Annotated in this window: 26 protein-coding genes; 9 read left to right on the forward strand and 17 right to left on the reverse strand. The window is 70.4% G+C overall.

What is annotated here, in order from left to right:
- Positions 1-241: 241 nt before the first annotated feature.
- The 3 genes from EV186_RS02330 to EV186_RS02340 all read right to left on the reverse strand — a co-directional run bounded on the left by EV186_RS02330 (position 242) and on the right by EV186_RS02340 (position 3,596).
- Positions 242-1,492, reverse strand: coding sequence for an MFS transporter (locus tag EV186_RS02330; RefSeq protein ID WP_133847412.1), 1,251 nt, complete (start codon positions 1,490-1,492; stop codon positions 242-244).
- A 128-nt stretch (positions 1,493-1,620) separates the two neighbouring features.
- Positions 1,621-2,049: a MarR family winged helix-turn-helix transcriptional regulator gene (locus EV186_RS02335; RefSeq protein WP_243753784.1), complete on the reverse strand. Its 429-nt coding sequence runs from the start codon at positions 2,047-2,049 to the stop codon at positions 1,621-1,623.
- Positions 2,050-2,108: 59 nt separating this feature from the next.
- On the reverse strand, positions 2,109-3,596 hold the full coding sequence (locus tag EV186_RS02340) for an NCS2 family permease (protein WP_133847414.1): 1,488 nt from the start codon (positions 3,594-3,596) through the stop codon (positions 2,109-2,111).
- Positions 3,597-3,615: 19 nt separating this feature from the next.
- On the opposite strand from EV186_RS02340, the gene EV186_RS02345 reads away from it, so the two are divergent.
- On the forward strand, positions 3,616-3,879 hold the full coding sequence (locus EV186_RS02345; RefSeq protein ID WP_243753785.1) for a DUF2530 domain-containing protein: 264 nt from the start codon (positions 3,616-3,618) through the stop codon (positions 3,877-3,879).
- Between the two features lie 3 nt (positions 3,880-3,882).
- Here the strand turns inward: EV186_RS02345 and EV186_RS02350 are convergent, their stop codons facing one another.
- Both EV186_RS02350 and EV186_RS02355 read right to left on the reverse strand, forming a co-directional pair.
- Positions 3,883-6,738, reverse strand: coding sequence for a sacsin N-terminal ATP-binding-like domain-containing protein (locus EV186_RS02350; protein ID WP_133847416.1), 2,856 nt, complete (start codon positions 6,736-6,738; stop codon positions 3,883-3,885).
- Positions 6,735-7,589, reverse strand: coding sequence for a DUF3027 domain-containing protein (locus EV186_RS02355; protein ID WP_133848712.1), 855 nt, complete (start codon positions 7,587-7,589; stop codon positions 6,735-6,737). Before EV186_RS02355 ends, EV186_RS02350 begins: the two co-directional genes overlap by 4 nt.
- Positions 7,590-7,627: 38 nt before the next feature.
- Here EV186_RS02355 and EV186_RS02360 point away from each other — a divergent pair, with 38 nt between their 5' ends.
- Complete coding sequence (locus tag EV186_RS02360) at positions 7,628-8,404, forward strand: glutaminyl-peptide cyclotransferase (RefSeq protein ID WP_279538270.1); 777 nt, start codon at positions 7,628-7,630, stop codon at positions 8,402-8,404.
- 251 nt (positions 8,405-8,655) lie between these two features.
- The gene (locus EV186_RS02365; protein ID WP_424982358.1) at positions 8,656-10,299 is read left to right on the forward strand and encodes an MFS transporter; all 1,644 of its coding nucleotides are present in this window, start codon (positions 8,656-8,658) and stop codon (positions 10,297-10,299) included.
- Here EV186_RS02365 and EV186_RS02370 read toward each other — a convergent pair.
- The 4 genes from EV186_RS02370 to EV186_RS02385 all read right to left on the reverse strand — a co-directional run bounded on the left by EV186_RS02370 (position 10,296) and on the right by EV186_RS02385 (position 12,205).
- Positions 10,296-10,682: a cold-shock protein gene (locus tag EV186_RS02370; protein ID WP_133847417.1), complete on the reverse strand. Its 387-nt coding sequence runs from the start codon at positions 10,680-10,682 to the stop codon at positions 10,296-10,298. The two genes, EV186_RS02365 and EV186_RS02370, sit on opposite strands and share 4 nt — an antisense overlap.
- Before the next feature lie 121 nt (positions 10,683-10,803).
- Positions 10,804-11,412 carry an HAD family hydrolase gene (locus EV186_RS02375; RefSeq protein WP_133847418.1) on the reverse strand — a complete coding sequence of 203 codons (609 nt, stop codon included), beginning with the start codon at positions 11,410-11,412 and terminating at the stop codon, positions 10,804-10,806.
- Positions 11,413-11,421: 9 nt separating this feature from the next.
- On the reverse strand, positions 11,422-11,799 hold the full coding sequence (locus EV186_RS02380; protein ID WP_133847419.1) for a VOC family protein: 378 nt from the start codon (positions 11,797-11,799) through the stop codon (positions 11,422-11,424).
- Positions 11,800-11,839: 40 nt separating this feature from the next.
- Positions 11,840-12,205, reverse strand: coding sequence for an ArsR/SmtB family transcription factor (locus tag EV186_RS02385; protein WP_133847420.1), 366 nt, complete (start codon positions 12,203-12,205; stop codon positions 11,840-11,842).
- A gap of 74 nt (positions 12,206-12,279) precedes the next feature.
- On the opposite strand from EV186_RS02385, the gene EV186_RS02390 reads away from it, so the two are divergent.
- On the forward strand, positions 12,280-13,221 hold the full coding sequence (locus EV186_RS02390; protein ID WP_133847421.1) for a cation diffusion facilitator family transporter: 942 nt from the start codon (positions 12,280-12,282) through the stop codon (positions 13,219-13,221).
- 282 nt (positions 13,222-13,503) lie between these two features.
- Here EV186_RS02390 and EV186_RS02395 read toward each other — a convergent pair whose 3' ends face one another.
- Complete coding sequence (locus EV186_RS02395; protein WP_133847422.1) at positions 13,504-15,159, reverse strand: AMP-binding protein; 1,656 nt, start codon at positions 15,157-15,159, stop codon at positions 13,504-13,506.
- Positions 15,160-15,812: 653 nt separating this feature from the next.
- Between EV186_RS02395 and EV186_RS02400 the strand changes: the two genes are divergently transcribed.
- Together EV186_RS02400 and EV186_RS02405 are read left to right on the forward strand one after the other, a co-directional pair.
- Positions 15,813-16,490 carry a hypothetical protein gene (locus tag EV186_RS02400; RefSeq protein ID WP_133847423.1) on the forward strand — a complete coding sequence of 226 codons (678 nt, stop codon included), beginning with the start codon at positions 15,813-15,815 and terminating at the stop codon, positions 16,488-16,490.
- Positions 16,491-16,588: 98 nt separating this feature from the next.
- Complete coding sequence (locus EV186_RS02405) at positions 16,589-17,242, forward strand: HD domain-containing protein (RefSeq protein WP_133847424.1); 654 nt, start codon at positions 16,589-16,591, stop codon at positions 17,240-17,242.
- A gap of 22 nt (positions 17,243-17,264) precedes the next feature.
- Here the strand turns inward: EV186_RS02405 and EV186_RS02410 are convergent, their stop codons facing one another.
- The 7 genes from EV186_RS02410 to EV186_RS02440 are packed head-to-tail and all read right to left on the reverse strand — an operon-like array spanning position 17,265 to position 22,491.
- Positions 17,265-18,077, reverse strand: a complete 813-nt coding sequence (locus tag EV186_RS02410; RefSeq protein ID WP_133847425.1) for a metallophosphoesterase — start codon at positions 18,075-18,077, stop codon at positions 17,265-17,267.
- Positions 18,078-18,124: 47 nt separating this feature from the next.
- A complete protein-coding gene (locus EV186_RS02415; RefSeq protein WP_133847426.1) occupies positions 18,125-18,913 on the reverse strand; it encodes an HAD-IIA family hydrolase in 789 nt (262 codons plus the stop codon).
- Between the two features lie 3 nt (positions 18,914-18,916).
- On the reverse strand, positions 18,917-20,014 hold the full coding sequence (locus EV186_RS02420) for a sulfate/molybdate ABC transporter ATP-binding protein (protein WP_133847427.1): 1,098 nt from the start codon (positions 20,012-20,014) through the stop codon (positions 18,917-18,919).
- Positions 20,011-20,814 (reverse strand): ABC transporter permease, encoded by an 804-nt coding sequence (locus EV186_RS02425; protein ID WP_133847428.1) that lies wholly within the window; start codon positions 20,812-20,814, stop codon positions 20,011-20,013. Before EV186_RS02425 ends, EV186_RS02420 begins: the two co-directional genes overlap by 4 nt.
- Positions 20,811-21,578 carry a molybdate ABC transporter substrate-binding protein gene (gene modA, locus EV186_RS02430; protein ID WP_133847429.1) on the reverse strand — a complete coding sequence of 256 codons (768 nt, stop codon included), beginning with the start codon at positions 21,576-21,578 and terminating at the stop codon, positions 20,811-20,813. The genes EV186_RS02425 and modA overlap by 4 nt, the downstream gene beginning before the upstream one ends.
- A 17-nt stretch (positions 21,579-21,595) precedes the next feature.
- Complete coding sequence (locus tag EV186_RS02435) at positions 21,596-21,988, reverse strand: TOBE domain-containing protein (protein WP_133847430.1); 393 nt, start codon at positions 21,986-21,988, stop codon at positions 21,596-21,598.
- A 29-nt stretch (positions 21,989-22,017) separates the two neighbouring features.
- On the reverse strand, positions 22,018-22,491 hold the full coding sequence (locus tag EV186_RS02440; protein ID WP_133847431.1) for a MarR family winged helix-turn-helix transcriptional regulator: 474 nt from the start codon (positions 22,489-22,491) through the stop codon (positions 22,018-22,020).
- Between the two features lie 97 nt (positions 22,492-22,588).
- Between EV186_RS02440 and EV186_RS02445 the strand changes: the two genes are divergently transcribed.
- From EV186_RS02445 to EV186_RS02455, 3 genes are all read left to right on the forward strand, one after another.
- The gene (locus EV186_RS02445; protein ID WP_133847432.1) at positions 22,589-24,211 is read left to right on the forward strand and encodes a DHA2 family efflux MFS transporter permease subunit; all 1,623 of its coding nucleotides are present in this window, start codon (positions 22,589-22,591) and stop codon (positions 24,209-24,211) included.
- A 21-nt stretch (positions 24,212-24,232) separates the two neighbouring features.
- On the forward strand, positions 24,233-25,267 hold the full coding sequence (moaA, locus tag EV186_RS02450; RefSeq protein ID WP_133848715.1) for a GTP 3',8-cyclase MoaA: 1,035 nt from the start codon (positions 24,233-24,235) through the stop codon (positions 25,265-25,267).
- An 85-nt stretch (positions 25,268-25,352) separates the two neighbouring features.
- Positions 25,353-25,592 (forward strand): MoaD/ThiS family protein, encoded by a 240-nt coding sequence (locus tag EV186_RS02455; protein WP_243753912.1) that lies wholly within the window; start codon positions 25,353-25,355, stop codon positions 25,590-25,592.
- Positions 25,593-25,952 lie beyond the last annotated feature (360 nt).

Below are 25,952 nucleotides of genomic sequence, written 5' to 3' on the forward strand. Positions count from 1 at the left end.
CGGTCCACGTTTTTCTTGGACCTGGTCCACGTTTGAGACGCCGCGGGGGCGCCCCGACCGGACAGCCCCCGCGGACCAACGGTGGTCCCCGGTGGCGCGCGCCCCGGGGCATCGCTTGCAAAGTGCGCGGCCCCGTCGCCGGACATGGACGACGGGGCCGCGCGTTCTGCGAACTGACTGCCGCTCCCACCACGAAGCGGACGAGAGTTAGGTTAGCCTAAGCTGAAGTCGAAGCGCAAGCCTAGCGTTTGCGCAGTACCCGGAACCGCCCGAAGCTCCGGGTGGGCAGCTTCATCCCGCCACGCCGCATCAGGACGATCGCGCAGGTCACGGCCGCTATCGCGGCGATCGCGCCGCCGATCAGGAACGGCGACCGCCCGCCGAACGTGCTCGCCATCCAGCCGGTCATCGGCGCGCCGAGCGGGTTCCCGCCGAGCACCACCAGCATGTAGAGGCCCATGACCCGGCCGCGCATCTCCGGGCTGACGGCGATCTGGACGGTCGCGTTCGCCGTGTTCAGGAACGTGATCAGCGCGACGCCGGTCGGGATGAGGGCGAGCCCGAACAACAAGTACGTCGGCATCAACCCGGCGGCGAACTCCAGCACGCCGAGCCCGAGCGCGCCGGTGAACAACACCCGCAGCCGCGGTTTCCCGCGTGCGCTGCGCCGGGCCGCGAGCAGCGCGCCGCCCAGCGTGCCGACCGCGAGCATCGTGGACAGCAGGCCGTAGCCGTCGGCTTCGCGGTGGAAGACGTTGGCCGCGGCCACCGCGAGGCTGACGAAGAACGTGATGCCGAACGTGCTGACCACGAACACCAGCACCATCAGGGCCATCAGGTCCGGCCGTCCGCGCACGTAGTGCAGGCCTTCCCGGAGCTGGCCGCGCCTGCGGGGCACCGACGGCCCGCGGTGCAGCTTCGACGGGTCCATCAGGAACAGCCCGGCGATCACCGCCGTCGTGCTGATCCCGTTGATCAGGAAGACCCAGCCGGTGCCGACCACCGTGATCATCACCCCGGCGATGGCCGGGCCGATGATGCGGGCCGAGTTGAAGATCGTGGAGTTCAGCGCGACCGCGTTGGGCACCAGCGCGCGGCCGACCATCTCCGAGACGAACGACTGGCGCACCGGCGTCTCTATCGCCGTGCACGCGCCGAGCGCGAAGCACAGCAGGAACACCTGCCAGAGCTGCACGAGCCCGGTGACGTCGAGCAGGCCGAGCACCAGCGCGCAGGTCGCGATCGCGCCCTGCAGGCCCATCTCGAGCTTGCGCTTGTCCGCGCGGTCGGCGAGCACGCCGGCCCACAGCGACAGGAACAGCGTCGGGGTGAACTGCAACGCGGCCGCGACGCCCAAGGCGACCGGGTTGTTGCCGGTGAGGGTGAACACCAGCCAGTCCTGGGCGATGCGCTGCATCCAGGTGCCGATGTTGGAGATGACCTGGCCGGACAGGAAGTACCGGTAGTTCCGCTCGCGCAGGGAGGCGAACATGCCGGGCTTGCGGGTGGGTCGCGCGTCCGGTTCCGGGGTACGGCTGAGGGTGCCTGGTGGCTTGGCTGGTATCGAGTTGCAAGGGGTCTGCTGTTCTCGGGTACCACCCGCGCTCGCCGGCACTTGTTCTACTGCCCCGCCATCCTGTCGATGATCTCCGCTGCCCTGGACAGCACGGCGCGTTCGTCCTCGGTGAGCGTGTTCAACCGGTGGTCCAGCCACGCCTCGCGGGCGGTGATGTCCTCGACGACCATCTTGCGACCCAAGTCGGTCAGCTCGACGATCGCCTGCCTGCCGTCACTGGGGTGCGGCTTGCGGCTGACGATCCCCATCTCCTCCAGGGCCGAGAGGACCCTGGTCATCGATGGCGGCTGGACGCCCTCCCGGGTGGCCAGCTCCCCCGGCGTGAGCGGTCCGCACTTGTAGAGCGTGGACATCGCCGACACCTGGGTGAGCGACACCGTGGAGTTCGCGCGCTGTGCTCGCAGCCGACGGTTCAGCCGCACGACCGCCAGCCGGAGCCGGCTGGTCAGCGTGCTGGCCTTCGCGTCGGTCACCTCGTTAGCATAGCTCACTATCTCGGCGGGATCACGTCGGTTGACGGCGATCTCACACCTCAGCCGTTGATGGCGTTCTGGATCGGTCCCACCGCGAAGTACACGACGAAGGCCACGGCGACCACCCACATCAGCGGGTGCACGCCCCGGGCCTTGCCGGTCGCGGTGCGCAGCAGCACGTAGCTGACGAACCCGGCGCCGATGCCGTTGGCGATCGAGTACGTGAACGGCATGACCACGATCGTCAGGAACGCGGGCAGCGCGATCGTGAAGTCCGTGAAGTCGATCTCGCGGATCTGGGTGAGCATCAACGCGCCGACCACGACCAGCGCCGGCGCCGCCGCCTCGACCGGGATCACCGCGTAGAGCGGCGTCAGGAACATGGCCGCGAGGAACAGCACGCCGGTGACCATGTTGGCCAGGCCGGTGCGCGCCCCTTCAGCGATGCCGGACGCGGACTCGATGAAGACGGTGTTCGAACTCGCCGACCCGACCCCGCCCGCGGCGCCGGCCAGACCCTCGACGAACAGCGCGCGCCCGACGTTGGGTAGCTGGCCGTCCTTGGCCAGCAGGCCGGCTTCCTTGCCGAGGCCGGTCATGGTGCCGATGGCGTCGAAGAAGTCGGCGAGCACGAGCGTGAACACCAGCAGCAGCACGGTGATGATCGGCAGCCGCGTCCACGCCCCGAACGAGACGTCGCCGAGCAGTGACAGGTCCGGCATCCCCGTGACCTGGTCGGGCATGGCCGGGTAGCCGAGGTTCCAGCCCTTGGGGTTGGTGCCCTGTGACGGTCCGGCCTTGACGATGGCCTCGACGACGATCGCGATGATCGCGTTGACCACGACGCCGATCAGGATCGCACCCTTGACCTTCCGCGCGACCAGGATGCCGGTGATGATCAGGCCGATGACGAACACGGCGGTCGGCCAGGACGCGATCGAGCCGTTGATGCCGAGCCCGACCGGGACCGTGGTGTGCGCGTCGTCCGGCAGACGCCGGACGAACCCGGCGTCGACGAGGCCGATGAAGCAGATGAACAGGCCGATGCCGACGGCGATCGCGGCCTTGAGGTCGCGGGGCACCGCGTTGAACACGGCCGTGCGCAGCCCCGTGAACACCAGCACGACGATGATCAAGCCCTCGATGAGGACCAGGCCCATGGCCTCCGGCCAGGTCATCTGCGGTGCGATCGTGACCGCGAGCAGGCTGTTGATGCCCAGGCCGGTGGCGATCGCGAACGGGTAGTTCGCGATGAGTCCCATGAGGATGGTCATCACGCCGGCCACGAGCGCGGTGACCGCGGCGACCTGCGAGACCGGCAGGATGCCGCCGAGGACGTCCTTGTGCGCGCCCGGGTCGCTCGGCGCGAAACTGCCGATGATCAGCGGGTTCAGCACCACGATGTAGGCCATGGTCACGAAGGTCACCAGGCCGCCGCGCAGCTCCCTGCCCATGGTGGAGCCGCGTTCGGTGATCTTGAAGAACCGGTCGACGCCGTTCTTGGGCGCCTCCTCCGGCTCGGTCGTGCGCTCGGTCTCGGTCGACATGCGGGTAGCCTCCCTCATCGTGGCGCCTGAAGGGAATCACGAGATCGTCAAATTGCCGCCGCCGCCTCTGCCGCCGCGGCTGGTGAACCTGCCCCTGCTGGTGGTCATCGGCACGGCCGTGTGGTTGGTGGCGTGGGTGTTCCTGCTGGCCACCGGCGGCGACCGCGACTGGCAGTGGATCGCCATGGCCGGCTGGGTGCTCGGGTTCATCGGGATGCCGATCATGTGGTGGCAGCGCTCGGCGTCGCGGCGTGGCTCCCGGGGTGCGCAGCGGGGCCTGTGACGCTCAGGCCAGGTAGGTGCGCGGGTCCGGATCGGTGATCAGCGCGGTCAGCAGGTGCCGGGCCGGCCAGTCACCGGTGCGCCAGGCGAACCCGGCGGCCAGGGCCTCCGGGGTGTCGGCGACGTGCAGGATGCCGTCGCCGGTCAGCCACCACGGGACCTCGTGCCGCTCGTCGTCCACGACCACGACCAGCGGGTCGTGCACGATCGGGCCGCCGGGCGGCAGGTCGAGGCCCGCGAGCTCCGCCGCCTCGACGACGGCGCCGAGCTCGGCCCACGGCACGTAGTCGCCGTCGCTGTCGACCTTGGCCGGCAACTGGTCGCTGGCCAGGGGCAGGTCCACCAGCTCGGCCAGGGCGGCCGCTGCGGTGAAGTCCTCCACGGCGACCAGCTCGTCCGGTTCGGCCACGGCCACAAGCCAGGGGCCGTCGAGGACCGCACACGCGTCGGCGTCGGCGACGGTGCCGGCCAGGGTGCGCATGCGGTCCGGGGGCGTGACGTCCTCGGGTGCGACGGGCGCCTCGGCCAGGGCGGACATGGCACGCAGGATCGCGCCCGGCGCGGGGTGGCGGTCGGGGTCGGCCAGGCGGGCCAGGAGGTCTTCGACGTCGTCCGCATCCACAAGGGACAGTTCGGCGCGAACGCCGACGGCGCGGGCCAGGCCGGCGTCGAGACCGGCGACCGGGTCGTAGAGGCCCGCGAGGTCGACGGCGTCTGGCAGGCGCCAGTCACGCGGCGGCGCGCCGTCGATGAGGGCGTAGCGGGCGAGCCACCAGGTCGTGTAGCCGGGCTCGCGCAGGGCTCGCAGGGTGCGTGGATCGCTTGCCAGCAACCGCAGGGCGGCCGGCCAGGCGTCGTCGGCGACCAGGTCGAGGTCGCGGATGGCGAGCAGGCGCGACGGTGGTTCGTCGTGGGTGTCCCACCACTCCTGCTCGTCGGCCAGCTCGTGGTCGGGGCCGGTGGGGTGGTCGACTTCGAGCACCGCGAACGTGTCCAGGACGCCGACGGCGGCCAGCGCGTCCGGCGTCCAGTTCGCGGCGAAGTCCGGCGACAGCTCGGCCAGGGGCGAGTCCGGCGCGAGGACCGCGAGCATCGGCGCGCCGGGCAGGACCAGTTCGTCCGCACGGCTCCAGTCGCCGGTGCGGGCCGGGAGCGTGAGGGCGCCGAGCCAGGGCAGCTCACCCGCGGTGAGACCGGCATCGGTGACCAGGCGCAGCACGGTGTCCACCAGCGGCCGGACGTCCACTCCGGACTCGACGTCGACCGCGGACTGGTCGACGGGATCGCGCAGCGCTTCCAGCAACTCGCGCGGGCCGGCCCGGCGAGCGCCCAGCTTCTCCAGCAGCGGGTGCACCGCGTCGGGGTGGACCAGGCGGACGCCCTCGACCTCGGCGACCTCGGCGCTCTCGGCGATCAGCGCGCCGCGCGGACCGGGCAGCGTCCGCCCGTCGGCCATCGGGACGGGCAGCGCGCCCATCGCTTCGCGGGCGGCGGCGTCGACGTCGGCGACCGGCGCCAAGGCCGCGTAGAGCTCACGCCACCACGACGGCGCGCGGTCCACGCCGGTGAGGGCGGCGACCAGGTCGGTCATGTCCAGCCGGCGGACACCTAGTGCGGCAAGGGCTTGCGCGTGCGACGGCGCACCGAGGGAACCGTGCGCGACCCCGGGCAGCACGTCAGCGATCAGCTCGGCCAGCGCGGGCGACGGCGTGTCCACCACGGTCGCCTCGGCCGGGCGCAGGTCGGGGCCCACGGCGGCGGGCAGCCAAGCCGCCTCGCGCAGGGCGGCCAGCACGCGTTCGCGCAGCAGGTCGTCCACATCGGAGCGGGGGAAGCCGGGCGGCGGCACGAACGAAGTCCGGTCGAGACCGTCCACCTTGGCGATCAGCGCCGGGTAGGCGGCGGCCGCCGCGGACAGCACCGCGTCGGCGGCCGGGCCGCGCATGACCTGGCGGCGCGACGGCTCGACCGGCACCGACGCGATCAGCATCGCCGGGATCGACAGGCGTTCCTCGGTCGGCGTCGGCGCGTACAGCACGCCGTCGGTCACGGGTGAAGCGTCCGGGATGGCCCAGCACACCGACCAGTCCGCGTTCGTCCGCGCCTCGACGCCGAGCGTGGCGACGACGTCGTCCGGCAGCCGGCCGGACGCGCGGTTCAGCAGCCAACGGCGCCCGCGGATCTCCACTTCGGACTCGCCGCGCGTCACCCGTTCCACGCGGTCGTCCTCGACGGCAATCGAGCCGAGCCACGGCAGGGCCAGCAGCAAAGCGTCCACATCGGACTTGAGCCGGGCCAGCAAGGCCGGACCGTCGATGGACGGGTGCAGCGGCAGCCGGACCTCGGTGTCGAACCCGTCCGGCACCGGGTCCTCGTCGTCCCCGAGCGGCCACGGCAGCCGCAGCACGGCCGGTTCCCGTTCCCCGTCGGGGAAAGCCGCACGCGAGCGCGCGGCGGAGAACGCGACCCCGCCGGTCCGCGACACGATCCGCGGCTCGTCGGTCACCGCGAGCACGGCCGCGAACCCCACGCCGAACCGCCCGGCCGTGCTCCCGTCGCGCTTGGCCGAAGCACGCAGCGAGGCGAGCGCGGCGACACCTTCGGCGGTCAGCGGCGCACCGGTGTTGGCGACCCGCAGTTCGCCCGACACCAGCGTCACCCGTAGCGCGCCCGGGATGCCGGCGAGCAGCGCGGCATCGGCCGCGTTCTGGGCGAGCTCGACCAGGAGCCGGTCCGCGTAACCGCCGAGCCGGAGGTCCTCCTCGGCGTTGGCGTCCTCACGCAGTCGCGTCGGCGACGACACCCAGGACGCCAGCACGGACTCGCGCAGTGCGGCGGTCCCGAACGGATCGCTCGTCACGCGTCCTGTTCCGCGATCGCGACGGATTCGGTGGTGTCGACAGACTCGGCGGTCTGCGCGGTCTCGGCCGATGCGCCCAGCATCTCGGCTGCCGCCGTCGGCAGGTCGGTCCTGGGTGTCGAGTGCTCGACGTCCAGCTCGGCGTCGTCGTAGATCAGGTCGGCGACCAGCACCGGCGAGACCTGCTCGACCTCGACCTCCGAGTGCGCGCCGCAGCCGTACTCGGCGTGCACCACGCGACCGTCCGCGGGCGCCAGGTCGTTCCCGCACACGCCGAAGGCCGCGCGCAACGACCCGGCGACCGGCACGTAGAACCCGCACGTCCCGCAGTGCGCGGGCGCGCTGCGGGCCATGTCCGAGTGCGGCCCGAACTCCCCGTCCTGCCAGCGGCGCGCGGCGTCGAGCCGGCCTTCGCGCGACATCACCCGCTCGCGGCCGAGGCCGAGGTCGCGCGCGACCTCCTCGACCGCCGGGTCGTCCGACAGCACGTACGCGGGCACGAGGCGCGGGTCGTCCGGGGCGGTGGGCATGAGGTCGCCGACACCGAGGTCCCCGGCGCGCACGCGCTCCTGCCACGGCACCCAGGCGGGTGCGGTCAGCGCGTTCGGCCCGGGCAGCAGCACGACCTCGCTGACGGTGACGTCGTCGGCGACACCGGAGACCGTCACCGCCCACCGCCACCCGCGGTAGCCGGGCTTGTTCGCCTCGAAGAAATGGGTCAGGGCGGTGTCGTCCTCGGCCTGCGTGCCGACGTGGTCGCCGACGGGCTCGTCGCCCGCCTCGACCTGGGCCGCGGCCCGCGCGAGGTCCACCGCGGTGGCGAGTGCTTCGTGGCTGGACATGGACGTCATCACCACCGAATTGTGCCCCACCGTGCGAGGCTTGGCGGGTGCGGGCACGGACCTTCTCGGCCATCGGCTGTGCCTTGCTGCTCACGGGGTGCGTGGCGAGCCCGCAATCCGCGCCGCTGACCGGCGTCGCGGTCCTGCGCGCCCAGGTGGTCGCCGTGCTCCCGCACCCGCGCGACGCGTTCACCGAAGGCCTCGAACTCGACGGCGGCGAGCTGTACGAGAGCACCGGCGAGGTCGGCCGGTCCCGGATCACCGTCAGCGACCCGGTGACCGGCGAGGTGCGGCAGCGCGTCGACGTGCCCGCGGTCTTCGGTGAGGGCATCACCGTCCTGCCGACGCGGGTGTGGCAGCTGACCTGGCAGGACGGCTTCGCCTTCGAACGCGACCGCAAGACCCTGGCCGAACTGCGCCGCGTCCCCTACCAGGGCGAGGGCTGGGGCCTGTGCCACCAGGACGACGGCACGCTCGTGATGAGCAACGGGACCGACACGCTCACCTTCCGCGACCCGGCGACGTTCGCGGCGAAAGGCACGATCCGGGTGCACACCCAAGACCGGTCAGTAGCATTGTTGAACGAACTGGCCTGCACGCCCGGCGCGCTCTACGCGAACGTCTGGAAGACCGACACCATCGTGCGGATCGATCCGCGGACCGGAGCGGTCACCGCGTCCATCGACCTGAGCGACCTGCCGGTCGACCGCACCGGCGCGGACGTGCTCAACGGCATCACCCCCGTGCCCGGAACCGACGACTTCCTCGTCACGGGCAAGCTCTGGCCCTCGATGTTCCGGGTGAGGTTCACCACGCAGGAGTGATCACCGTCCGGACCACGCCCAATAGGCGTGTCCGGGCCGGTCCGATACGGCAGGATGGAAGAGTGATTCGTTCGGGTTCGGGTGATCAGCCGGACGGCCGCCGCGGCCGGCCCGGCAAGCCCGCGTCCGGACGCAAGAAGCGCCGCGGCTGGACCGCGTCGCCGCCGCCCGAGCAGCAGCAGCAGCAACAGCAGCGCCGGCAGCCCCCGCCGCCCACCCGCAGGCAGCCGTCGCCGCCCCCGATGCACTCGATGCCGCCGTACTACTACGACGACCCGGCGCACGAGGACCCCCGGCCGCCGCGCTACGCGGAGCACCCGCCGCCACCGCGCACCCGGCGCCCGCCGCCACCCGACCCGTACTACGTCGACCAGCGCTACGAGACCTACGGCGACGTCGACCCGGAGAGCTACGGCCCGCCGCCGCGCACCGCGCGACCGGCGCAGCAACTCCCGTCGTACCCTCCCCCGCCGTCGGAGGACGCGGAAGCACGCACCCAGTTCGTCGCGGGCCCGGGCGCGCCGCAGCCGACGCAGATGCCGAAAAAGCTGACCGTGACCCGGGTCGCGGCCATGCGGGGCAAGCAGCTGACCAGCCAGGCCTACGGCGCGTTCCGCAAGGCGGCCACCGCCGACGGCGCGGAAAAGTCCGGGCTGACCTCGCTCTACTACGCGACGATGCTCAACTACGCCAGCGACGCGGCGATGGCGGTCGCGCTGGCCAACACCCTGTTCTTCAGCGCCGCCACCGGCGAGAGCAAGGGCAAGGTGGCGCTGTACCTGCTGATCACCGTGGCGCCGTTCGCGTTCGTCGCACCGATCATCGGGCCCGCGCTCGACCGCGTGCAGCGCGGCCGCCGCTTCGCGATGTGCGCGACGTCGGCCGGCCAGGCGCTGATGTGCGTGGTCATGGCGGCCAACTTCGACACGTGGCTGCTCTACCCGGCCGCGCTGGGCAAGATGGTGCTGTCCAAGTCGTTCACCGTGCTCAAGGCGGCGATCACGCCGAGGGTGCTGCCCCCGGACATAACCCTCGCCAAGACCAACGCGCGGCTCACCGTGTTCGGTCTTGGCGCCGGAGCCGCGGCGGGCGTGGTGGCCGCGGGGCTGACCAAGCTCTTCGACTCACCCGGCGCGTTGTGGTTCACGGCGGTGATCTGCGTCGTCGGCGCGGTGCAGGGCCTGCGGATCCCGTCCTGGGTCGAGGTGACCGAGGGCGAGGTGCCCGCGACCTTGAGCGAGCACCCCGACAAACCACGGCGCCAGCCCATGGGCCGGCACATCGTGGTCGCGTTGTGGGGCAACGGAACCGTGCGCATGCTGACCGGGTTCCTGATGCTGTTCGCGGCCTTCGCGGTCAAGGCCCAGACCGAGGGCGAGCCGTTCCAGCAGCTGTTGCAGCTCGGGCTGATCGGTGGCGCGGCCGGGCTCGGCAGCTTCGTCGGCAACGCCGTCGGCGCGCGCATCCACGTCGGCAAGCCCGACCAAGTGGTGATCGGCTGCGTCGCCGGAAGTCTGATCGCGACCGTGATCGCCACGTTGTTGAGCGGCATCGGCACGGCGGCGATCGTCGGGCTGGTCGGCGCGATCGGGAGTGCGCTCGCCAAGATCAGCCTGGACGCCGTGATCCAGGACCACCTGCCCGAGGAGTCGCGCGCGTCCGCGTTCGGCCGTTCGGAGACGGTGCTGCAGATCGGCTGGGTCTTCGGTGGCGCGGTCGGCGTCCTGCTGCCTCCCACGTACTGGGTCGGCTTCCTGGTGATCTCGGTGCTGCTGGCGATCGGCCTGCTGCAGACGTACGTGTCCACCCGTGGTGGCACGCTCATCCGCGGCTTCGGCGGCGACCGGCCGGTCAACCCGAACGCCACCGGGACCTTCCGAGTGCCGAAGGCCTAGGGGTCGAGCTCCCGCGCCACGGCGCGCACGACTTCGGCGATCCGCTTGGTCTGCTTGCGATCCGGGTAACGGCCGCGCCGCAGATCCGGCTGCACCACCGACTCGAGCACCTTGATCATGTCCTCGATCAGGCCGTGCAACTCCTCGGCGGGGCGCCTGCGCGCCTCGGCGACCGAGGGCGGCGGGTCGAGCAACCGCACGGACAGCGCCTGCGGGCCCCGACGGCCGTCGGCGACCCCGAACTCGATCCGCTGGCCGGCCTTCAACCCCTCGACGCCAGCGGGCAACGCCGAGGACCGCACGTACACGTCCTCGCCGCCGTCCTGCGTGACGAACCCGAATCCCTTTGCCGAGTCGTACCACTTGACCCTGCCGGTCGGCACCGCTCTCACCGTTCCCTCATCGACTTGCCTGTCGCGCCTATGGCACGACGAACGCGCCCCGGGCGTACCCAGGACGCGCTCCAGTAAGCCTAGCCAAGTCGAGACCCGACGGACACCCGCATTAACCACGGTGCGCGTGCAACCAGGCCGGGAATTCGGTCAGGTCGCGCAACACGACATCCACTCCTGCCTCGCGCAACCCGGCCTCGTCGCACGGTCCGGTGGTGACGCCGACCGACGTCGCCCCCGCCGCCTTCGCGCCCATGACATCGCTCACATGGTCACCCACGTAAACGCTTGCGTGGTGGCTGCGCAGCGCCTCGCCCTTGCCCGGCCCCCACAGCGTCCCGACCACCGCGTCGACTTCCCAGCCGAGTTCGGCGATGTGCAGTTCGGCGTTGCGCTGGTACTTCCCCGTGATCACCACGACCCGTCCGCCCAGGGCGCGCACCGCGTCGATGGCGGCGCCCGCACCCGGCAACGCCACCGTGCGCGGGATGACGACCTCGGGGTAGTCGGCGCGAAAACGGGTGGTCAGGTCGGCTATGTGCTCCTCGGGCACACCGAAGTCGCGGAACACGACGTCGAGCGGCGGCCCGAGGTTCGCGGCGAAACGCGCGCCGTCCAAGGCGAAACCGGTCTGCGCGGCGAGCGTGTCGATCGCCATCGCCATGCCCGGCCGGGGGTCGATCAAGGTCATGTCCAGGTCGAAACCCACGGTGAACGGCACACACCCAAGTTACGTGTTCTGGTGCACGCAGAGGATGTTGCCTTCGGTGTCGGTGAACCAGGCGGCCTTCTCGTCGCCGAACTCGGCGATGTGGTCGACGGTCTTGAGGTCGGGCAGGTCGTAGTCGGCGAACGTGACGCCGCGACCGGTGAGCTCGCCGACCTCCCGTTCGACGTCCTTGACGAGGAAGGTCAGCGCGGTCTGTGCGCTCTGGGCCCCAGGTTCGGCCTGGCGCAGGCCGATCGAGCCCGCACCCGCTTCGAAGATGCGGGTGCCGTCCCCGGCGACGGCGATCTCGCGCAGGCCGAGGCGGTCGGCGTAGAACCGCCGCGCCCGCTCGACGTCGGTGACGGGGAGCATCGTGGTGATCTTGGCGTCGGTGAGCATGGACCAACGTTGCGCCATCCGGGTGAATGGGGCAACGGGGCTAAAGCCCCTTCGAGTGCGAGTGCGCAGGGGCGTCGCCGGGGATGTCGCGGTCGACGTGGTCGGCGTGGAACAACGCTTGGTCCAACAGGCCGCGCACGTGGTCGTTGGCCGCGGAGTAGTAGACGAACGTGCCCTCCCGCCGGCCGGTGACCAGGCCGGCCAGGCGCAACTTGGCCAGGTGCTGGCTGACCGCGGTCGGGGTGACGCCGGCGAGGTCGGCCAGGCACGCGACCGAGGACTCGCCCTGCAACAGCGCCCACAGCACCTTGATCCGCGTCGGGTCGGCCAGCATCCGGAACGACTCGGCCGCGAGGTGGACCTGTTCCTCGGCGGGCATGTCGAAGTCCGGGAGGTCGCTGTGCATGCCGGCCAGCTTACCTGCATACCTGCTTGTATGCGCAGGTATGCTGCTAGGGGTGTATCGCGGAGGGCGTCGTCATGGGTAAGCGGCATGGGCACGGTCACGGGCATGGACACGGCCACGGTCACGCCGACGTGGTCGATTCGGCGCTGACGACGAGCGCGCGGGGCATGCGCGCGCTGTGGATCTCGTTCGCGGGGCTGACCGTCACCGCGGTCGCGCAGCTCGCGGTCGTGGCCTTGAGCGGATCGGTGGCGTTGCTGGGCGACACGCTGCACAACTTCGCCGACGCGCTGACCGCGGTGCCACTGGCGGTGGCGTTCGTGCTCGGGCGGCGCGCGGCCACGAGGCGCTTCACCCACGGGCTCGGCCGCTGCGAGGATCTTGCCGGGCTGGTCATCCTGTCGGTGATGTTCGCGTCCGCGGTGCTGGCGGCGTGGACGGCGATCGACCGGCTGCTGCACCCGCGGGACATGCACGCGCTCGGGTGGGTCGCCGCCGCGGGACTGGCCGGGTTCGTCGGCAACGAACTCGTCGCGCGCTACCGCATCACCGTCGGGCGGCAGATCGGCTCGGCCGCGCTGGTCGCCGACGGCCTGCACGCGCGCACCGACGGGTTCACGAGCCTCGCCGTGCTGCTGGCCGCGGGCGGCTCCTGGCTCGGCTGGCGCTGGGCCGATCCCGCGGTGGGGTTGCTGATCACAGTGGCGATTCTGACCGTGCTGTGGAGTGCGGCGAAGGAGGTGTTCGCCCGCATGCTCGACGCCGTCGACCCGGAACTGGTGACGCTCGCCGAGAACACCCTCGCGGCAACGCCGGGCGTGCGCGGCGTGGACGTGGTCCGGTTGCGCTGGGTCGGCCACAACCTCGTCGCCGAGTCCGAAGTGGACGTCGAACCGACGCTTACCTTGGCGCAGGCCCACACGATCGCGCACGAGGCCGAGCACCGGCTGATCCACGCCGTGCCCAGGTTGACCCAGGCACTGATCCACGCGCACCCGAGCGCACACCACGCTTGAGTTGTCTCCCCCACGCCTGGCCCTTGTCCCATCCAAGGGCGCCCTTCCCCCACCCGAGGGGCGCACCACGCCTGACCCTTGTCCCCACCCGATCAGGTGACTCGCACCCTTGTGGACCGCGAATCACCGACGGAAGTTTCCGTTCGCACGCAAGGTTTTCCACAGATTTCCGCTGGCCCCGGATCGCGGCCGTCACACCGGTAGACTGGACTTGGGGTCGCCCCCCGGGAGGGTGGGGGACTGCCCAGGTGCAGAGCGCCGATTCGTTGTGGTTGAGCGGAATCAGGCGTGCTTGATGTTGGCGGCGTCTTCCAGGCCGAGCAGTTCCACGGACTTCGCGCGCATCTCGACCTTGCGGATCTTGCCCGTCACGGTCATCGGGAACTCGTCGACCACGTGCACGTAGCGCGGGATCTTGTAGTGCGCGAGCTTGCCCGTCGCGAACTCGCGCACGGCCTCCGCGGTCAGCGGCTCGGCACCTTCCCGCATCCGGATCCACACCATCAGCTCTTCGCCGTAGCGCTCGTCGGGCACGCCGATCACCTGTGCGTCGAGGATGTCCGGGTGGGTGTAGAGGAATTCCTCGATCTCGCGCGGGTAGATGTTCTCGCCGCCGCGGATGACCATGTCCTTGATGCGGCCGGTGATGTTGAGGTAGCCGTCGGAGTCCATGATCGCGAGGTCGCCGGTGTGCATCCAGCGCGCGCGGTCGATCGCCTCGGCGGTCTTGTCGGGCTGCTCCCAGTACCCGAGCATCACCGAGTATCCACGGGTGCAGAACTCGCCCGGCACGCCGCGCGGCACGGTCAGGCCGGTCTCCGGGTCGACGATCTTGACCTCGATGTGCGGGCCCACGCGGCCCACTGTGGACACCCGGCGCTCCACCGAATCGTCCGCGCGCGTCTGCGTCGACACCGGTGACGTCTCGGTCATGCCGTAGCAAATGGACACCTCGGTCATGCCCATCCGGTCGATGACCTGCTTCATCACCTCGACCGGGCACGGCGAGCCGGCCATGATCCCGGTGCGCAGGCTCGACAGGTCGTAGTCGTCGAACTTCGGGTGGCTCAGCTCCGCGATGAACATCGTCGGCACGCCGTAGAGCGACGTGCACCGCTCGTCGGCGACCGCCTTGAGGGTGGCCTCCGGGTCGAACGCGGGCGCCGGGATCACCATGCACGAGCCGTGGCTGGTCGCCGCGAGGTTGCCCATGACCATGCCGAAGCAGTGGTAGAAGGGCACGGGGATGCAGATGCGGTCGGCCTCGGTGTAGTTGCAGAGCTCACCGACGAAGAAGCCGTTGTTGAGGATGTTGTGGTGCGACAGGGTCGCGCCCTTGGGGAAGCCGGTGGTGCCCGAGGTGTACTGGATGTTGATCGGGTCGTCGGCGGTGAGCGTCCTGCCGATCTCGGCGAGCCGCTCCGCGTCCACCGCGGCGGACGCGAGGGCCGTCCACTCCTCGTGTCCCATGAGGATGACGTCCTCGAGCGCCGGGCACTCGGGCCGGACCTCTTCGATCATGCCCGCGTAGTCCGAGGTCTTGAAGCTCGGCGCGGCGACCAGCGTGCGGATGCCCGCCTGGTTGAGCACGAACTTGAGCTCGTGGACCCGGTAGGACGGGTTGATGTTGACGAGGATCGCGCCGATCTTCGCTGTGGCGTACTGCACGAGGGTCCACTCGGCACAGTTCGGCGACCAGATGCCCACCCGGTCGCCCTTGCCGACGCCGAGCCCGAGCAGTCCGAACGCGACCGCGTCCACGTCGACGGCCAGTTCGGTGTAGGTCCACCGCTTGCCGGTGGCGCAGTCGGCGAGGGCTTCCCGATCCCCGAACGCCGCGACGGTGCGGTCGAAGTTGTCGCCGATGGTGTCGCCGAGCAAGGGGACGTCGGAGGTGCCTGATGCATAGCTCGGCACCGCGGGCGCGACAGTGGACATGAGACCTCCAGCCAGGTGACGACGCCCACCATCTTCTACCCGATTACGCCGTTCGGACACCTTCAAGTGGTCAGTTGCCGAACTCGGATCGCTCCTCACCCGGCCTCCGGCACGCTGCGCCCACGGCGAGCGATCGCGGTTGCGCGCTCGCCGGATGCGGGTCACAGAGTGGTCAATGAAAGGACATCTCCGCAGGTCACGGCGGCCCTGACTGATAATGGTCAGAACATGGCACGCCACGGCCGGGGAGTACCTGCGGAGTCCACGACACATCTGGAAGTCGCCGCGCACCTCCTCGGCGTGCCCAGCATCGAGCAGTTGGCGCGGTCCCCGATCGCGAGGTCCGTGCTGCCCGGCGGCCGAGTCGAAGCTCATGAGTTCGGGCGCGGTCAGCACTCCTCGGCATCCGCTGGTGCGGTGCTCATGGGCATCTTGGGCAGTACCGGTGTGCCCGACGCCATGGCACGACCGCTGGTCGAACTCGCCCTCGACCTCATCGACGAGTCCGGGCGGCTCCGCGGCCACGACGGCGACGCGGAATCGGGCGACACGAGCTGGGCCATGGCCCAAGTCCTTCTCGGCCTCACCACTCGCCGTCATCTCATCACTCGAGGTCGCGGCCGCATCGCCGCGATGACGCGGCGGCTCATGCGGTGCAGGACGGGACCGGCGGCGGCTGGCCGTTGCGCGTTGGCGAAGAACCGCATCTGCTGTTCGCCTTCTACCCGAGTCTCGCGATCGCGCAATTGCTCCGAAACAGAACCACCCATTCCGAAAAGTTGGTGCGGTCGTTGTGCCGATCGGCGGCCTTCCTGCACGAAGCGCTCACCACCTCCACGCTGACCGTGGAAGAACAACTGCTCGGCCATTTCGCCTACGAGCGGATCGAGTCGTTCATGCCACCGAACCGGATTCCGTCGCTGGCCGGCCTGCGACGGCAGACAGTGGCGAACTGTTGGGACAGCGTTCACGGCTTGCAGCTGAAGGACCGCCCAATTGTGATCCACCGTCAACCTGTGTGGCACTCGATAACCTGGCACCCGTTGTTCTACCTCTGTGTCCGCAAGTGGCTGCCGCCGCTCGATGCGGTCAGCTCGTCCATTGGTGGCGCGTTGACACGGGCATTCGACAACAAGATCGACGCCTGGTCGGGTCCTTCGAGCGTACGGTCTGGGTCCGGTACCTCGTGGGCGTCCGCCCTCGCTTTGCGGGCAACGGTGGCACTTGCCATCGATCTGACGAGGTCGGCCGTTGACGTGGACGAGTTCATGCCTCGGGTGGCCCAGGTCGACTCACTGTCCTATCGCTACGACGTGGCGATAGGACAGTGACCTGGTGATACGCAAAGCCCGGAATCAACTTGGGTGAAAGCAGGCCGACACGCGGCGCGCATTCGCGGCGCCGCGGACGTTCCCGGTACCGTGCGCGCATGCTCTCAGCTGAGACCGTGATTGCCCGGGCAGAGCAACTCGCGAAGGACAAACTGGGTAGCGAATCGACCGGCCATGATTGGTGGCACGTGCAGCGGGTGCGCGATGTGGCCGTGCAGATCGCGGAAAAGGAAGAAGCCAACCGCTTCGTCGTGGAGTTGGCGGCTTTGCTGCACGACATCGAGGACTACAAGTTCTCCGGCAGCGAGGAAGCCGGCCCGAAGTTCGCCCGGGATTGGCTCGACGAACTCGGCGTCGACGCTGGTGTCACCACTCAGGTCGTCGACATCATCGCCGGGATGTCGTTCAAAGGCGCAAAAGTCGCACAACCGGAACTTTCCCTGGAAGGCCGTTGTGTGCAGGACGCCGATCGCCTCGACGCGATGGGGGCGATCGGCGTGGCCCGGACTTTCGCCTACGGCGGCTACGTTCAGCGGCCCATCCACGACCCCGGTTGCGACCCGGAGATGCACGACTCCGCGGAGAAGTACATGGCGAGCCGCGGCACGACGATCAACCACTTCCACGAGAAGCTGCTGCTGCTCACCGAGCGGATGAACACCGACCACGGCCGCAGCCTGGCCAAGGCGCGCCACGAGTTCATGGAGATGTTCCTCGAGCAGTTCCACGCAGAGTGGCGAGGGAAGCGCTAGACGCCGCTCGGGACCCCACGGGTCAGTGTTCGGGGTCGTAGGGCAGCGGGACCACCAGGCACGGGCCGCCGACGAAGAGGCCGCCGTCCACGCCCAGGGCGCGGCCGCCCGCGTACTGGAACGGTGCCTCGACCTGGGACGGGAGGATGCCGAGCTGGTCGGCGATCACGCTGTGGCCGTGCACGACCTGTTCCCCGCCCAGGACGTTCAGCAGTTCCTTCGCCACTTCCTCGCCCTGCGGGCCGCGGAAGGCGTACCGGGTGGTCATGCGGCGCCAGCACTCCCACCACTCCTCGAGGTCGTCGCCGGTCAGGACCTCGCGGACGGCCTCGTTGATCTCGTCGACGGTCTCGCCGTAGCCGAGGTACTCGATGGTGTCCGAATGCATCAGCAGGTGGTCGCCATCGAGGGTGACGACGTTGCGGCTGGTCAGCCACTCGATGTGCGCATCGGTGAGCGCCTCCTGGTCGCTCTCCTGCCCACCGTTGATCTCCCAGCTGCGGGCGAAGCTGCGCGGGCCGAAGTCCGACGGCACCTCTTCGTCCCCGAAGCGGTGCATGCCGAGCAGGAGGATCTCGTGGTTGCCGAGCAGGGTGTCGGCCATGCCGCCCGCTTCGGCCGCTTGGGCGTGCAGGCGCATCACGGTGTCGATCACGCCGACGCCGTCGGGACCGCGGTCGACGAAGTCCCCCAGGAACCACAGGCGCGCGTCGTCGCCGGCCCAGTCGCCGTCGTCGTCGACCAGACCCTTGGCGCGCAGCGCGTCTTCGAGCTCGTCGCGGTGACCGTGCACGTCACCGACGACATACGTAGGGGTCCCCGCGTCCTCCTCCACACAGGAGACGATAGGCGAGTCCGTTCGGCTGTGCGTCGCGAGCCGGTTCAGCCGAACGGCTTGTCCGTCGAACCGACCAACGCGGCCACCGAGTCGATCACCCGGCTGGGCCGGTAGGGGAAGTGTTCGGCGGTATCGGCCGCGGAAATGCCGGTCATGACCAAGATCGTCTTCAGACCCGCTTCCAGGCCCGACCGCACGTCGGTGTCCATCCGGTCGCCGATCATCAGCGTGGTCTCCGAGTGCGCGCCCAGCCGGTTCAGCGCCGAGCGCATCATCAACGGGTTCGGCTTGCCCACGAAGTACGGCGCGTGCCCGCTGGCCTGCTGGATCAGCGCGGCCACCGACCCGGTCGCGGGCAGCGAGCCCTCGCGGCTGGGACCGGTCGCGTCCGGGTTGGTCGCGATGAACCGCGCGCCCTGCTCGATCAGCCGGATCGCCCGGGTGATCGAGGTGAAGCTGTAGGTCCGCGTCTCCCCCAGCACGACGTAGTCCGGGTCGCGGTCGGTGAGGATGTAGCCGACCTCGTGCAGCGCCGTGGTCAGCCCCGCCTCGCCGATCACGAACGCCGACCCGCCCGGGCGCTGGTCGTCCAGGAACTTCGCCGTCGCGAGCGCCGAGGTCCAGATCGACTCCTCCGGCACGTCCAGGCCGGTGCGCAGCAGCCGCGCCCGCAGGTCGCGCGGGGTGTAGATCGAGTTGTTGGTGAGCACCAGGAACGGTGTCCCCGTGCCGGTCAGCTCGGCGAGCAGCTCATCGGCGCCGGGGATCAGGTGCTCCTCGTGCACCAGCACCCCGTCCATGTCCATCAGGTACGTCCACGTGGCCTCCGGCATGCCTCATGGTCTCGCAGCGACCGAGTACACGGCCACTTCGGTCGCCTTGACGGCCAGGTACACCCGCTCACCGAGGTCCAGTTCGAGGTCCGCGACGGCCGCGGGGGTCAGGTCGGCGGCAATTCCTGCCACCCACGCCGGGCCGTCCGGCGCGGCGGCGGCACGCAGGCGCACGACGGCGCCGTGCGGCTCGAGGGCGGCCACCACGGCGGGGAACACGTTGCGCGCGCTGCCGTGCGGTTGGTCCACGTGCACCGTGACCGCGCTCGGCTGGAACACCGCGACCGCCGCGTCGCCGTCGGCGACGTCATCGGTGCGCATGCCGTGGATCACCGCGCCGTCCTCGATCGCCAGCCCGTCCGCGGCGGCCACCCCGGACACGAGGTCGATACCGGCGATGCGCGCGGTGAACGCCGTGCGTGGCCGGGACAGCACCTGCTTGGTCGGCCCTTGCTCCACGATGCGCCCGTCGGCGAGCACCACCACGCGGTCGGACAGCACGAGCGCGTCCAGCGGGTCGTGCGTGACCAGCACCGTGGCGAGTTGCTTTCCGCTACTCAGTACCCGGCGCACCAGCCCGCGCAACGCCGGCGCGACGTCCACGTCGAGCGCGGCGAACGGCTCGTCCAGCAGCAGCAGCCGGGGCTCGGCGGCCAGCGCCCGCGCCAGTGCGATCCGCTGCGCCTGGCCGCCGGAGAGCGCGGCCGGCTTGCGACCGGCGAACTCCACTGCGTCCACTTCGGACAGCCAGTGGCGCGCGATGCGTTCGGCTTCGGCACGCCGCACGCCCCGTGCCCGCGGTCCGAACGCGACGTTCGCCAGCACGTCCAGGTGCGGGAACAACAACGCCTGCTGGGCGAGCAACCCGACGTCGCGGCGGTGGGCCGGGACGTCGACGCCCCGGCCCACCAGCACGCGGTCGCCGACCCGCACGCTGCCGCGGTCCGGGCGCACCAGCCCGGCCAGCACGTCGAGCAGCGTGGACTTGCCGGAACCGTTGGGCCCCAGCACCGCCAGCACCTCACCGGCGCCGACCTCGACCCGGACGTCGAGGCGGAACTCTCCCCTGCGCAGTTCCACCTCGGCGACGACCGCGGTCACAACCGGCCCTCCACGGCCCTCGGCCGGGCCACCACGATGACCACAATGGACACCACTACCAGCAGCAGGGACACCGCGACCGCACTGTCCACATCGGTCTCCGCGAGCGTGTAGACCTCCAGCGGCAACGTCCGCGTCACCCCTTCCAGGCTGCCCGCGAACGTGATCGTGGCGCCGAATTCGCCCATGGCGCGGGCGAAGCACAACACCAGCCCCGACCCGATGGCCGGCAACACCAGCGGCACGGTCACGCGCCGGAACACCGTCCACGGACCCGCGCCCAGGGTCGCGGCGACCGCCTCGTAGCGCTCCCCCGCCGTGCGCAGTGCGCCCTCGAGCCCGACCACGAGGAAGGGCATCGCCACGAACGTCTGGGCCAGCACCACCGCGGTGGTGGAGAACGAGAGGCGCAGGCCGAACGCCTCGTACAGCAGCTTCCCGCCGAACCCCGCGCGCCCGAACAGGTACAGCAACGCGAGCCCACCGACCACCGGCGGCAACACCAGTGGCAGCAAGACAAGCGCACGCACGACACGCAGCCCCGGCATGGTCGAGCGGGCCAGCAACACCGCGAGCGGACCGCCCAGGACCAGGCACAGGACCGTCGCCACCACGGCCGTGCGCAGCGACAGGTCCAGGGCGTGGACCGCGCCGGGGCTGGTGATGAGGTTCGGCAGGTTCCCGAGGTCGCTGCGCACGATCAGCCCGACGACCGGCAGGACGACCAGGGCCAGCGCCACGACCCCCGGGATCCAGAGGACGAACGGCAAGCCGGTGCGCCGGGCGCCGTGCTTGGTCATGGCAGCCGGAAGCCGGCCCCGGTCAGCGCCGCCTTGCCCTGGTCGCCGAGCACGAAGTCGACGAATTCCCGGGCGAGCGCGGCCTGGGGCGCGTCCTTCACCGCGACGATCGGGTAGTCGTTGAGCGCCTTGCCCGCCTCGGGGAAGGCGACGCCGTCGACCTTGCCCCTGGCCGAGTTCACGTCGGTGACGTAGACCAGGCCCGCGTCCGCCTCGCCGGAGGTGACCTTGTTGAGCACCGACTTGACGTCCTGCTCTTCGCTCACGGGCTTGAGCCGCGTGCCGGTGGCGTCCTCGACCTTCTTCGTCGCCGACCCGCACGGCACCTGCTCGGCGCAGACGACCACGGTGGTGCCGTCCTTGGCGAGGTCGGCGAAGGACGCGATCTTCTTCGGGTTGCCCGGCGCGACGGCGATCTCGAGCTCGTTCACCGCGAAGACCCGCGGCGGACCGTCGTTCAGCCCGGCCTGCGTGAGCTTGTCCATGTTCTTCTGGTCGGCCGAGGCGAACACGTCGGCGGGCGCGCCGTTGACGATCTGCTGGACCAGCGCGGACGAGCCACCGAAGCTGATCTTGACGTCGACGCCGGGGTGGGCGGCCTCGAACTGCTTCTCCAGCCGGCCGAAGGACTCCGTGAGCGACGCGGCCGCCAGCACGATCAGCTGGCCGCCGGTGCGGCCGCTCTGAGCGGCGTCCGAGCTGGTGCACGCGCCCGCCGCAAAGGCCACCGCGGCGAGCACCGCCGTGAGCTTCACCCTGTTCATCCGCGTTCTCCCCAGGCTCACGGCGTCTCGACGACGACCTGGGTCGCCTTGACCACGGCCACCGCCAGCACGCCGGGTTCGAGGCCGAGTTCGCGCACGGCTTCGGCGCTCATCAGCGACACCACCCGGTGCGGCCCGCACTGGAGCTCGACCTGGGCCATCACGGTGTCGGTGACGACGTCGGTGACCAGGCCGACGAACCGGTTGCGGGCGGAGCGGCCGACGCCCGTCGGGTCGGCCACCTCGTTGGCCGACGACTTGGCGAACGCGGCGAGCGCGGCCCCGTCGACCACCTTGCGACCGGCGCCGTCGGTGCCGACCGGGAGCGTCCCCGCCTCGGCCCACCGGCGCACGGTGTCGTCGCTGACCCCCAGGAGCTTGGCTGCCTCAGCCAACCGGAATTGCGGCATGCAGGAGAGATTAACGCCGCAAGTGCGGATCAGTCACCAGCGGCGGGCTTGACGTTCAGCATCGATCGCATCTCGTCCAGCAGCGCGCGCTGGTAGCGCTCGACGACCTCGAGCTCCTCCAGGGTGAACTGCTCCATCACCTTGCGCATGGTGTCGACGACCCCGCTGAACAGGTGCGCGAAGCGTTCGGGGTCCTCCTGGGACACCTCGATGAGGACCTTGCGCCGGTCGTAGGGGTCCCGCACGCGGCGGACGAACCCCCGCCGCTCCAGCCGGTCGATCACGCCGGTGACCGCGCCGGTGGACAGGCCGGAGAGCTCGGCGAGCCGGCCCGCGGTGATCGGCTCCTCGGCACGCATGGCCAGGTCGAGGCACTTGTGGTCGGTGCCGGAAAGCCCCATCTGCTCGGCGATGCGGGTGTGGAACATCACAGTCAGCGTGCTGCTTTCCCGGCCCAGTTCGCCGAAGCGCGCGAACAGGTCGGCAGGGATGTCGCTTGACATGCGGCCACACTCCTTCTACCGTCCAAGCATCTTAGTTCCTAAGAGACTTAGACCGTCATTCACTCTTCACTAGAGACATGATACCTGGGGGTGCCACATGGACCAGTCGTCTTACTCAAGAAGGTGGCTAGCGCTCACCGTCCTGCTCGTCGCGAGCTTCATGGACCTGCTGGACACCACGATCGTCAACGTCGCGCTGCCGGCGATCCGGTCCGACATCGGTGCGTCCTATACAGAGGTGCAGTGGGTGGCCGCGGGCTACACGCTGGCGTTCGCGGTCGGCCTGATCACCGGCGGGCGGCTCGGCGACCGCTACGGCCGCAAGCGGATCTTCCTGCTCGGCATGGCCGGGTTCACGGCGTTCTCCACGCTCTGCGGGGTCGCGCCGAACCCGGAGACGCTGGTCGCCGCGCGCGTGCTGCAAGGGCTGTCGGCGGCGATGATGGTGCCGCAGGTGTTGTCCACGCTGTTCGCGATCTTCCCGCCCAAGGAACGGACCGCGGCGGGCGGGCTCTTCGGTGGCATCGGCGGGCTCGCGGCCCTCGTCGGACCGCTGCTGTCCGGTCTGCTCATCGACGGTGACCTGTTCGGGCTCGGCTGGCGGGCGATCTTCCTGGTCAACGTGCCGGTGGGGGTCGTGGCGATGATCGCGGCGATCGTGATCGTGCCGGAGACCCGCTCGCCGAACCCGCTGCGGCTGGACCTGCCCGGCGTCGCCTTGCTCAGCGCGGCGATGTTCGCCATCGTCTTCCCGTTGGTGCAGGGCCGCGAGCTCGACTGGCCCGTGTGGACCTTCGTGCTGATGGCGGTCGGCCCGGTGCTGGTCGGGGTGTTCGTCTGGCACGCCCGGCGGCGCGAGGCACGCGACCAGGCGCCGCTGGTGCCGATGAAGCTGTTCAAGGACCGGCACTTCGCGATCGGGCTGTCGATGGGCGCGGTGTTCTTCGCGGCGATGAGCGCGTTCTTCCTGACCTTCACCCTCGCCCTGCAGATCGGGCTCGGGTTCACGCCGTGGCGCGCCGGCCTGATCACCCTGCCGTTCTCGGTGGGCTGCGGGATCGCCATCGGGGTGGCCAGCAAGCTGGTCGAGCGGTTCGGCGGCCGGGTCGCGACGGTGGGCGCGGTGGTGATGGCCGCGGGTGCCGTCGGCGCGAGCTACACGCTGGCGGGCGACTTCGACGCCGGGTTCTGGGCGCTGATGCCGTGGATGCTGCTCGGCGGGGTCGGCATGGGCGGCATCATCGGCCCGATCTTCGCGCTGGCCACGGCGGGCGTCGGCGGCCAGGAGGCGGGCGCGGCGTCCGGGACGATGAACGCGGTCAACCAGCTCGGCGGCGCGATCGGGGTCGCGGTGCTCGGCGTCCTGTATTTCGGGATGCTGCCGGGGCAGGCGGCCACGTCCTATGACGCGGTCGTGACCGGACCCGCTGCGGCGCAAGCGAAGGCCTGTTTCGTCGACCGCGTGACCGCGAAGGACCCGCTGCAGCTCCCGGCCAGTTGCATCGGCGTCCCGCAGATTCGGGACACCAGTCCGATCAGGACCGCAACTGCGGACACTTTCACCGCGACGCTCGTGCACACCTGCTGGTACGTCGCGGGTGCGCTGGTGCTGGTCGCCGTGCTGAGCCTGTGGTTGCCGCGCCGCGGGGCCAACGCCACGCAGCCCGGGCCGGTCCGTTCGGACGGGGACACCAAGGATTTCGCGACTACCCTGGCGTGAGTGACAGCCATCGATCTCGGCATGCCGGCCGTCCCGGCCGAGGAACCTGGTCAGCGCCCGGACACCCGGGCGCTGATCGACTCGTTCGGGCGGGTGGCCACCGATTTGCGGGTGTCCCTGACCGACCGGTGCAACCTGCGCTGCACCTACTGCATGCCCGCCGAGGGCCTGGACTGGATGCCCAGCGACCAGGTCCTCACCGACGAGGAGTTGCTGCGGCTGATCCGCATCGCGGTGACCGAACTGGGCATCACCGACATCCGCTTCACCGGCGGGGAACCGTTGCTGCGCAAGGGGATCACCGAGATCATCGCGCGCACGGCCGCGCTGGCGCCGCGCCCGACGATCTCGGTGACGAGCAACGGCATCGGTCTGGCCAAGCGCGCCGTGGAGCTCAAGGAAGCCGGTTTGGACCGGGTCAACATTTCGCTGGACACCATCGACCGCGAGCTGTTCGCGTCGATGACCCGGCGGGACCGGCTCCCCCACGTGCTCGCCGGACTGGCCGCGGCCCGCGAGGCGGGGTTGTCGCCGGTGAAGGTGAACACGGTCCTGTTGCGCGGGGTCAACGACGACGAAGCCGTGCCGCTGCTGCGGTTCTGCGTCGAGCACGGCTACCAGTTGCGGTTCATCGAGCAGATGCCGCTGGACGCCCAGCACGGCTGGAACCGCGCGAACATGGTGTCCGCCAACGAGATCCTCGACAAGCTGAGCGCCGCGTTCACCCTCACGCCGAGCCCGCGCAAGCGTGGCGCGGCACCGGCCGAGCGGTGGTTGGTGGACGGCGGACCGGCGGAGGTCGGCGTGATCGCGTCGGTGACCCGGCCGTTCTGCGAGGCGTGCGACCGGACCCGGCTGACCGCCGACGGCGCGCTGCGGTCGTGCCTGTTCAGCCAGGTGGAAACCGACCTGCGCGGGCCGCTGCGCGCGGGGGCCGACGATGACGAGATCGCGGGGCTGTGGCGTGGCGAGATGTGGCGCAAGCTCGCCGGGCACCAGATCAACGAGGCGGGCTTCGCGCAGCCCATCAGGCCCATGAGCGCCATCGGAGGGTGAGTTGACCAACGACGTCTATTCGCCCGAGCCCGGCGCTTCGCGGGCGCCGAGCGGGGACGAGGGGGGAACCGGCCTCGTCGTCCGCGTGCGGTACTTCGCGGGGGCACGCGCGGCGGCCGGGACGGCCGAGGAGAGCGTCCAGCTGCCCGTCGGGTCGACGGTGCACGACGCGGTGGCGGCGATGCGGGCACGGCACGGCGAGGGCCTGTCACGGGTGCTCGCCGCGTCCAGCTTCCTGGTCGACGGTGTAGCTGTGCGTGACCGGTCCGTCGTGCTTTCCGACGGGTCCGGGCTGGACGTTCTGCCGCCCTTCGCGGGCGGCTGAGGCCGCCATGAGGCCGCCGCAGTGCCGACCCGATCGGCCGAACGGTCCCGTGAACTGCATGATGCAGCTCTCACTTAGCGTGAATAATCTCGGTAAAGACACGGCCCGGTAACAGCCCGGTTCGCCACTTTGACCAGCGAAAAGGGCTGCAATCGTCCGAAGTGGCCGGACGTTACTGTGACCGTCGTCACCACCCGGTTCGATTTCATATCCCCCGTTTCGTTACGTACCGTCGCTTCTTGGTTGGCCCCGAACCAACCACGCATTACCCGGTGCCCTTAGCGCCGAGCCCTGTCCGAAGGGCGCCGGGTCGAAACGAACCCCCGAGTGAAAGCAACTTCCGGACAGGGGCGAGGGACC

It is taken from the genome of Labedaea rhizosphaerae (genome assembly GCF_004362825.1).
GTDB classification, from domain to species: Bacteria; Actinomycetota; Actinomycetes; order Mycobacteriales; family Pseudonocardiaceae; genus Labedaea; species Labedaea rhizosphaerae.

Coding starts and splice junctions, on each gene's coding strand:
- EV186_RS02390 (WP_133847421.1), top strand. CDS start 12,280: ATGGGTAAGCGGCATGGGCACGGTCACGGGCATGGACACGGCCACGGT.
- EV186_RS02355 (WP_133848712.1), bottom strand. CDS start 7,589: ATGACGTCCATGTCCAGCCACGAAGCACTCGCCACCGCGGTGGACCTC.
- EV186_RS02385 (WP_133847420.1), bottom strand. CDS start 12,205: ATGCACAGCGACCTCCCGGACTTCGACATGCCCGCCGAGGAACAGGTC.
- EV186_RS02425 (WP_133847428.1), bottom strand. CDS start 20,814: ATGACCAAGCACGGCGCCCGGCGCACCGGCTTGCCGTTCGTCCTCTGG.
- EV186_RS02330 (WP_133847412.1), bottom strand. CDS start 1,492: ATGTTCGCCTCCCTGCGCGAGCGGAACTACCGGTACTTCCTGTCCGGC.
- moaA (WP_133848715.1), top strand. CDS start 24,233: ATGCCGGCCGTCCCGGCCGAGGAACCTGGTCAGCGCCCGGACACCCGG.
- EV186_RS02380 (WP_133847419.1), bottom strand. CDS start 11,799: ATGCTCACCGACGCCAAGATCACCACGATGCTCCCCGTCACCGACGTC.
- EV186_RS02340 (WP_133847414.1), bottom strand. CDS start 3,596: ATGTCGACCGAGACCGAGCGCACGACCGAGCCGGAGGAGGCGCCCAAG.
- EV186_RS02445 (WP_133847432.1), top strand. CDS start 22,589: ATGGACCAGTCGTCTTACTCAAGAAGGTGGCTAGCGCTCACCGTCCTG.
- EV186_RS02440 (WP_133847431.1), bottom strand. CDS start 22,491: ATGTCAAGCGACATCCCTGCCGACCTGTTCGCGCGCTTCGGCGAACTG.
- EV186_RS02365 (WP_424982358.1), top strand. CDS start 8,656: ATGCCGCCGTACTACTACGACGACCCGGCGCACGAGGACCCCCGGCCG.
- EV186_RS02435 (WP_133847430.1), bottom strand. CDS start 21,988: ATGCCGCAATTCCGGTTGGCTGAGGCAGCCAAGCTCCTGGGGGTCAGC.
- modA (WP_133847429.1), bottom strand. CDS start 21,578: ATGAACAGGGTGAAGCTCACGGCGGTGCTCGCCGCGGTGGCCTTTGCG.
- EV186_RS02405 (WP_133847424.1), top strand. CDS start 16,589: ATGCTCTCAGCTGAGACCGTGATTGCCCGGGCAGAGCAACTCGCGAAG.
- EV186_RS02395 (WP_133847422.1), bottom strand. CDS start 15,159: ATGTCCACTGTCGCGCCCGCGGTGCCGAGCTATGCATCAGGCACCTCC.
- EV186_RS02415 (WP_133847426.1), bottom strand. CDS start 18,913: ATGCCGGAGGCCACGTGGACGTACCTGATGGACATGGACGGGGTGCTG.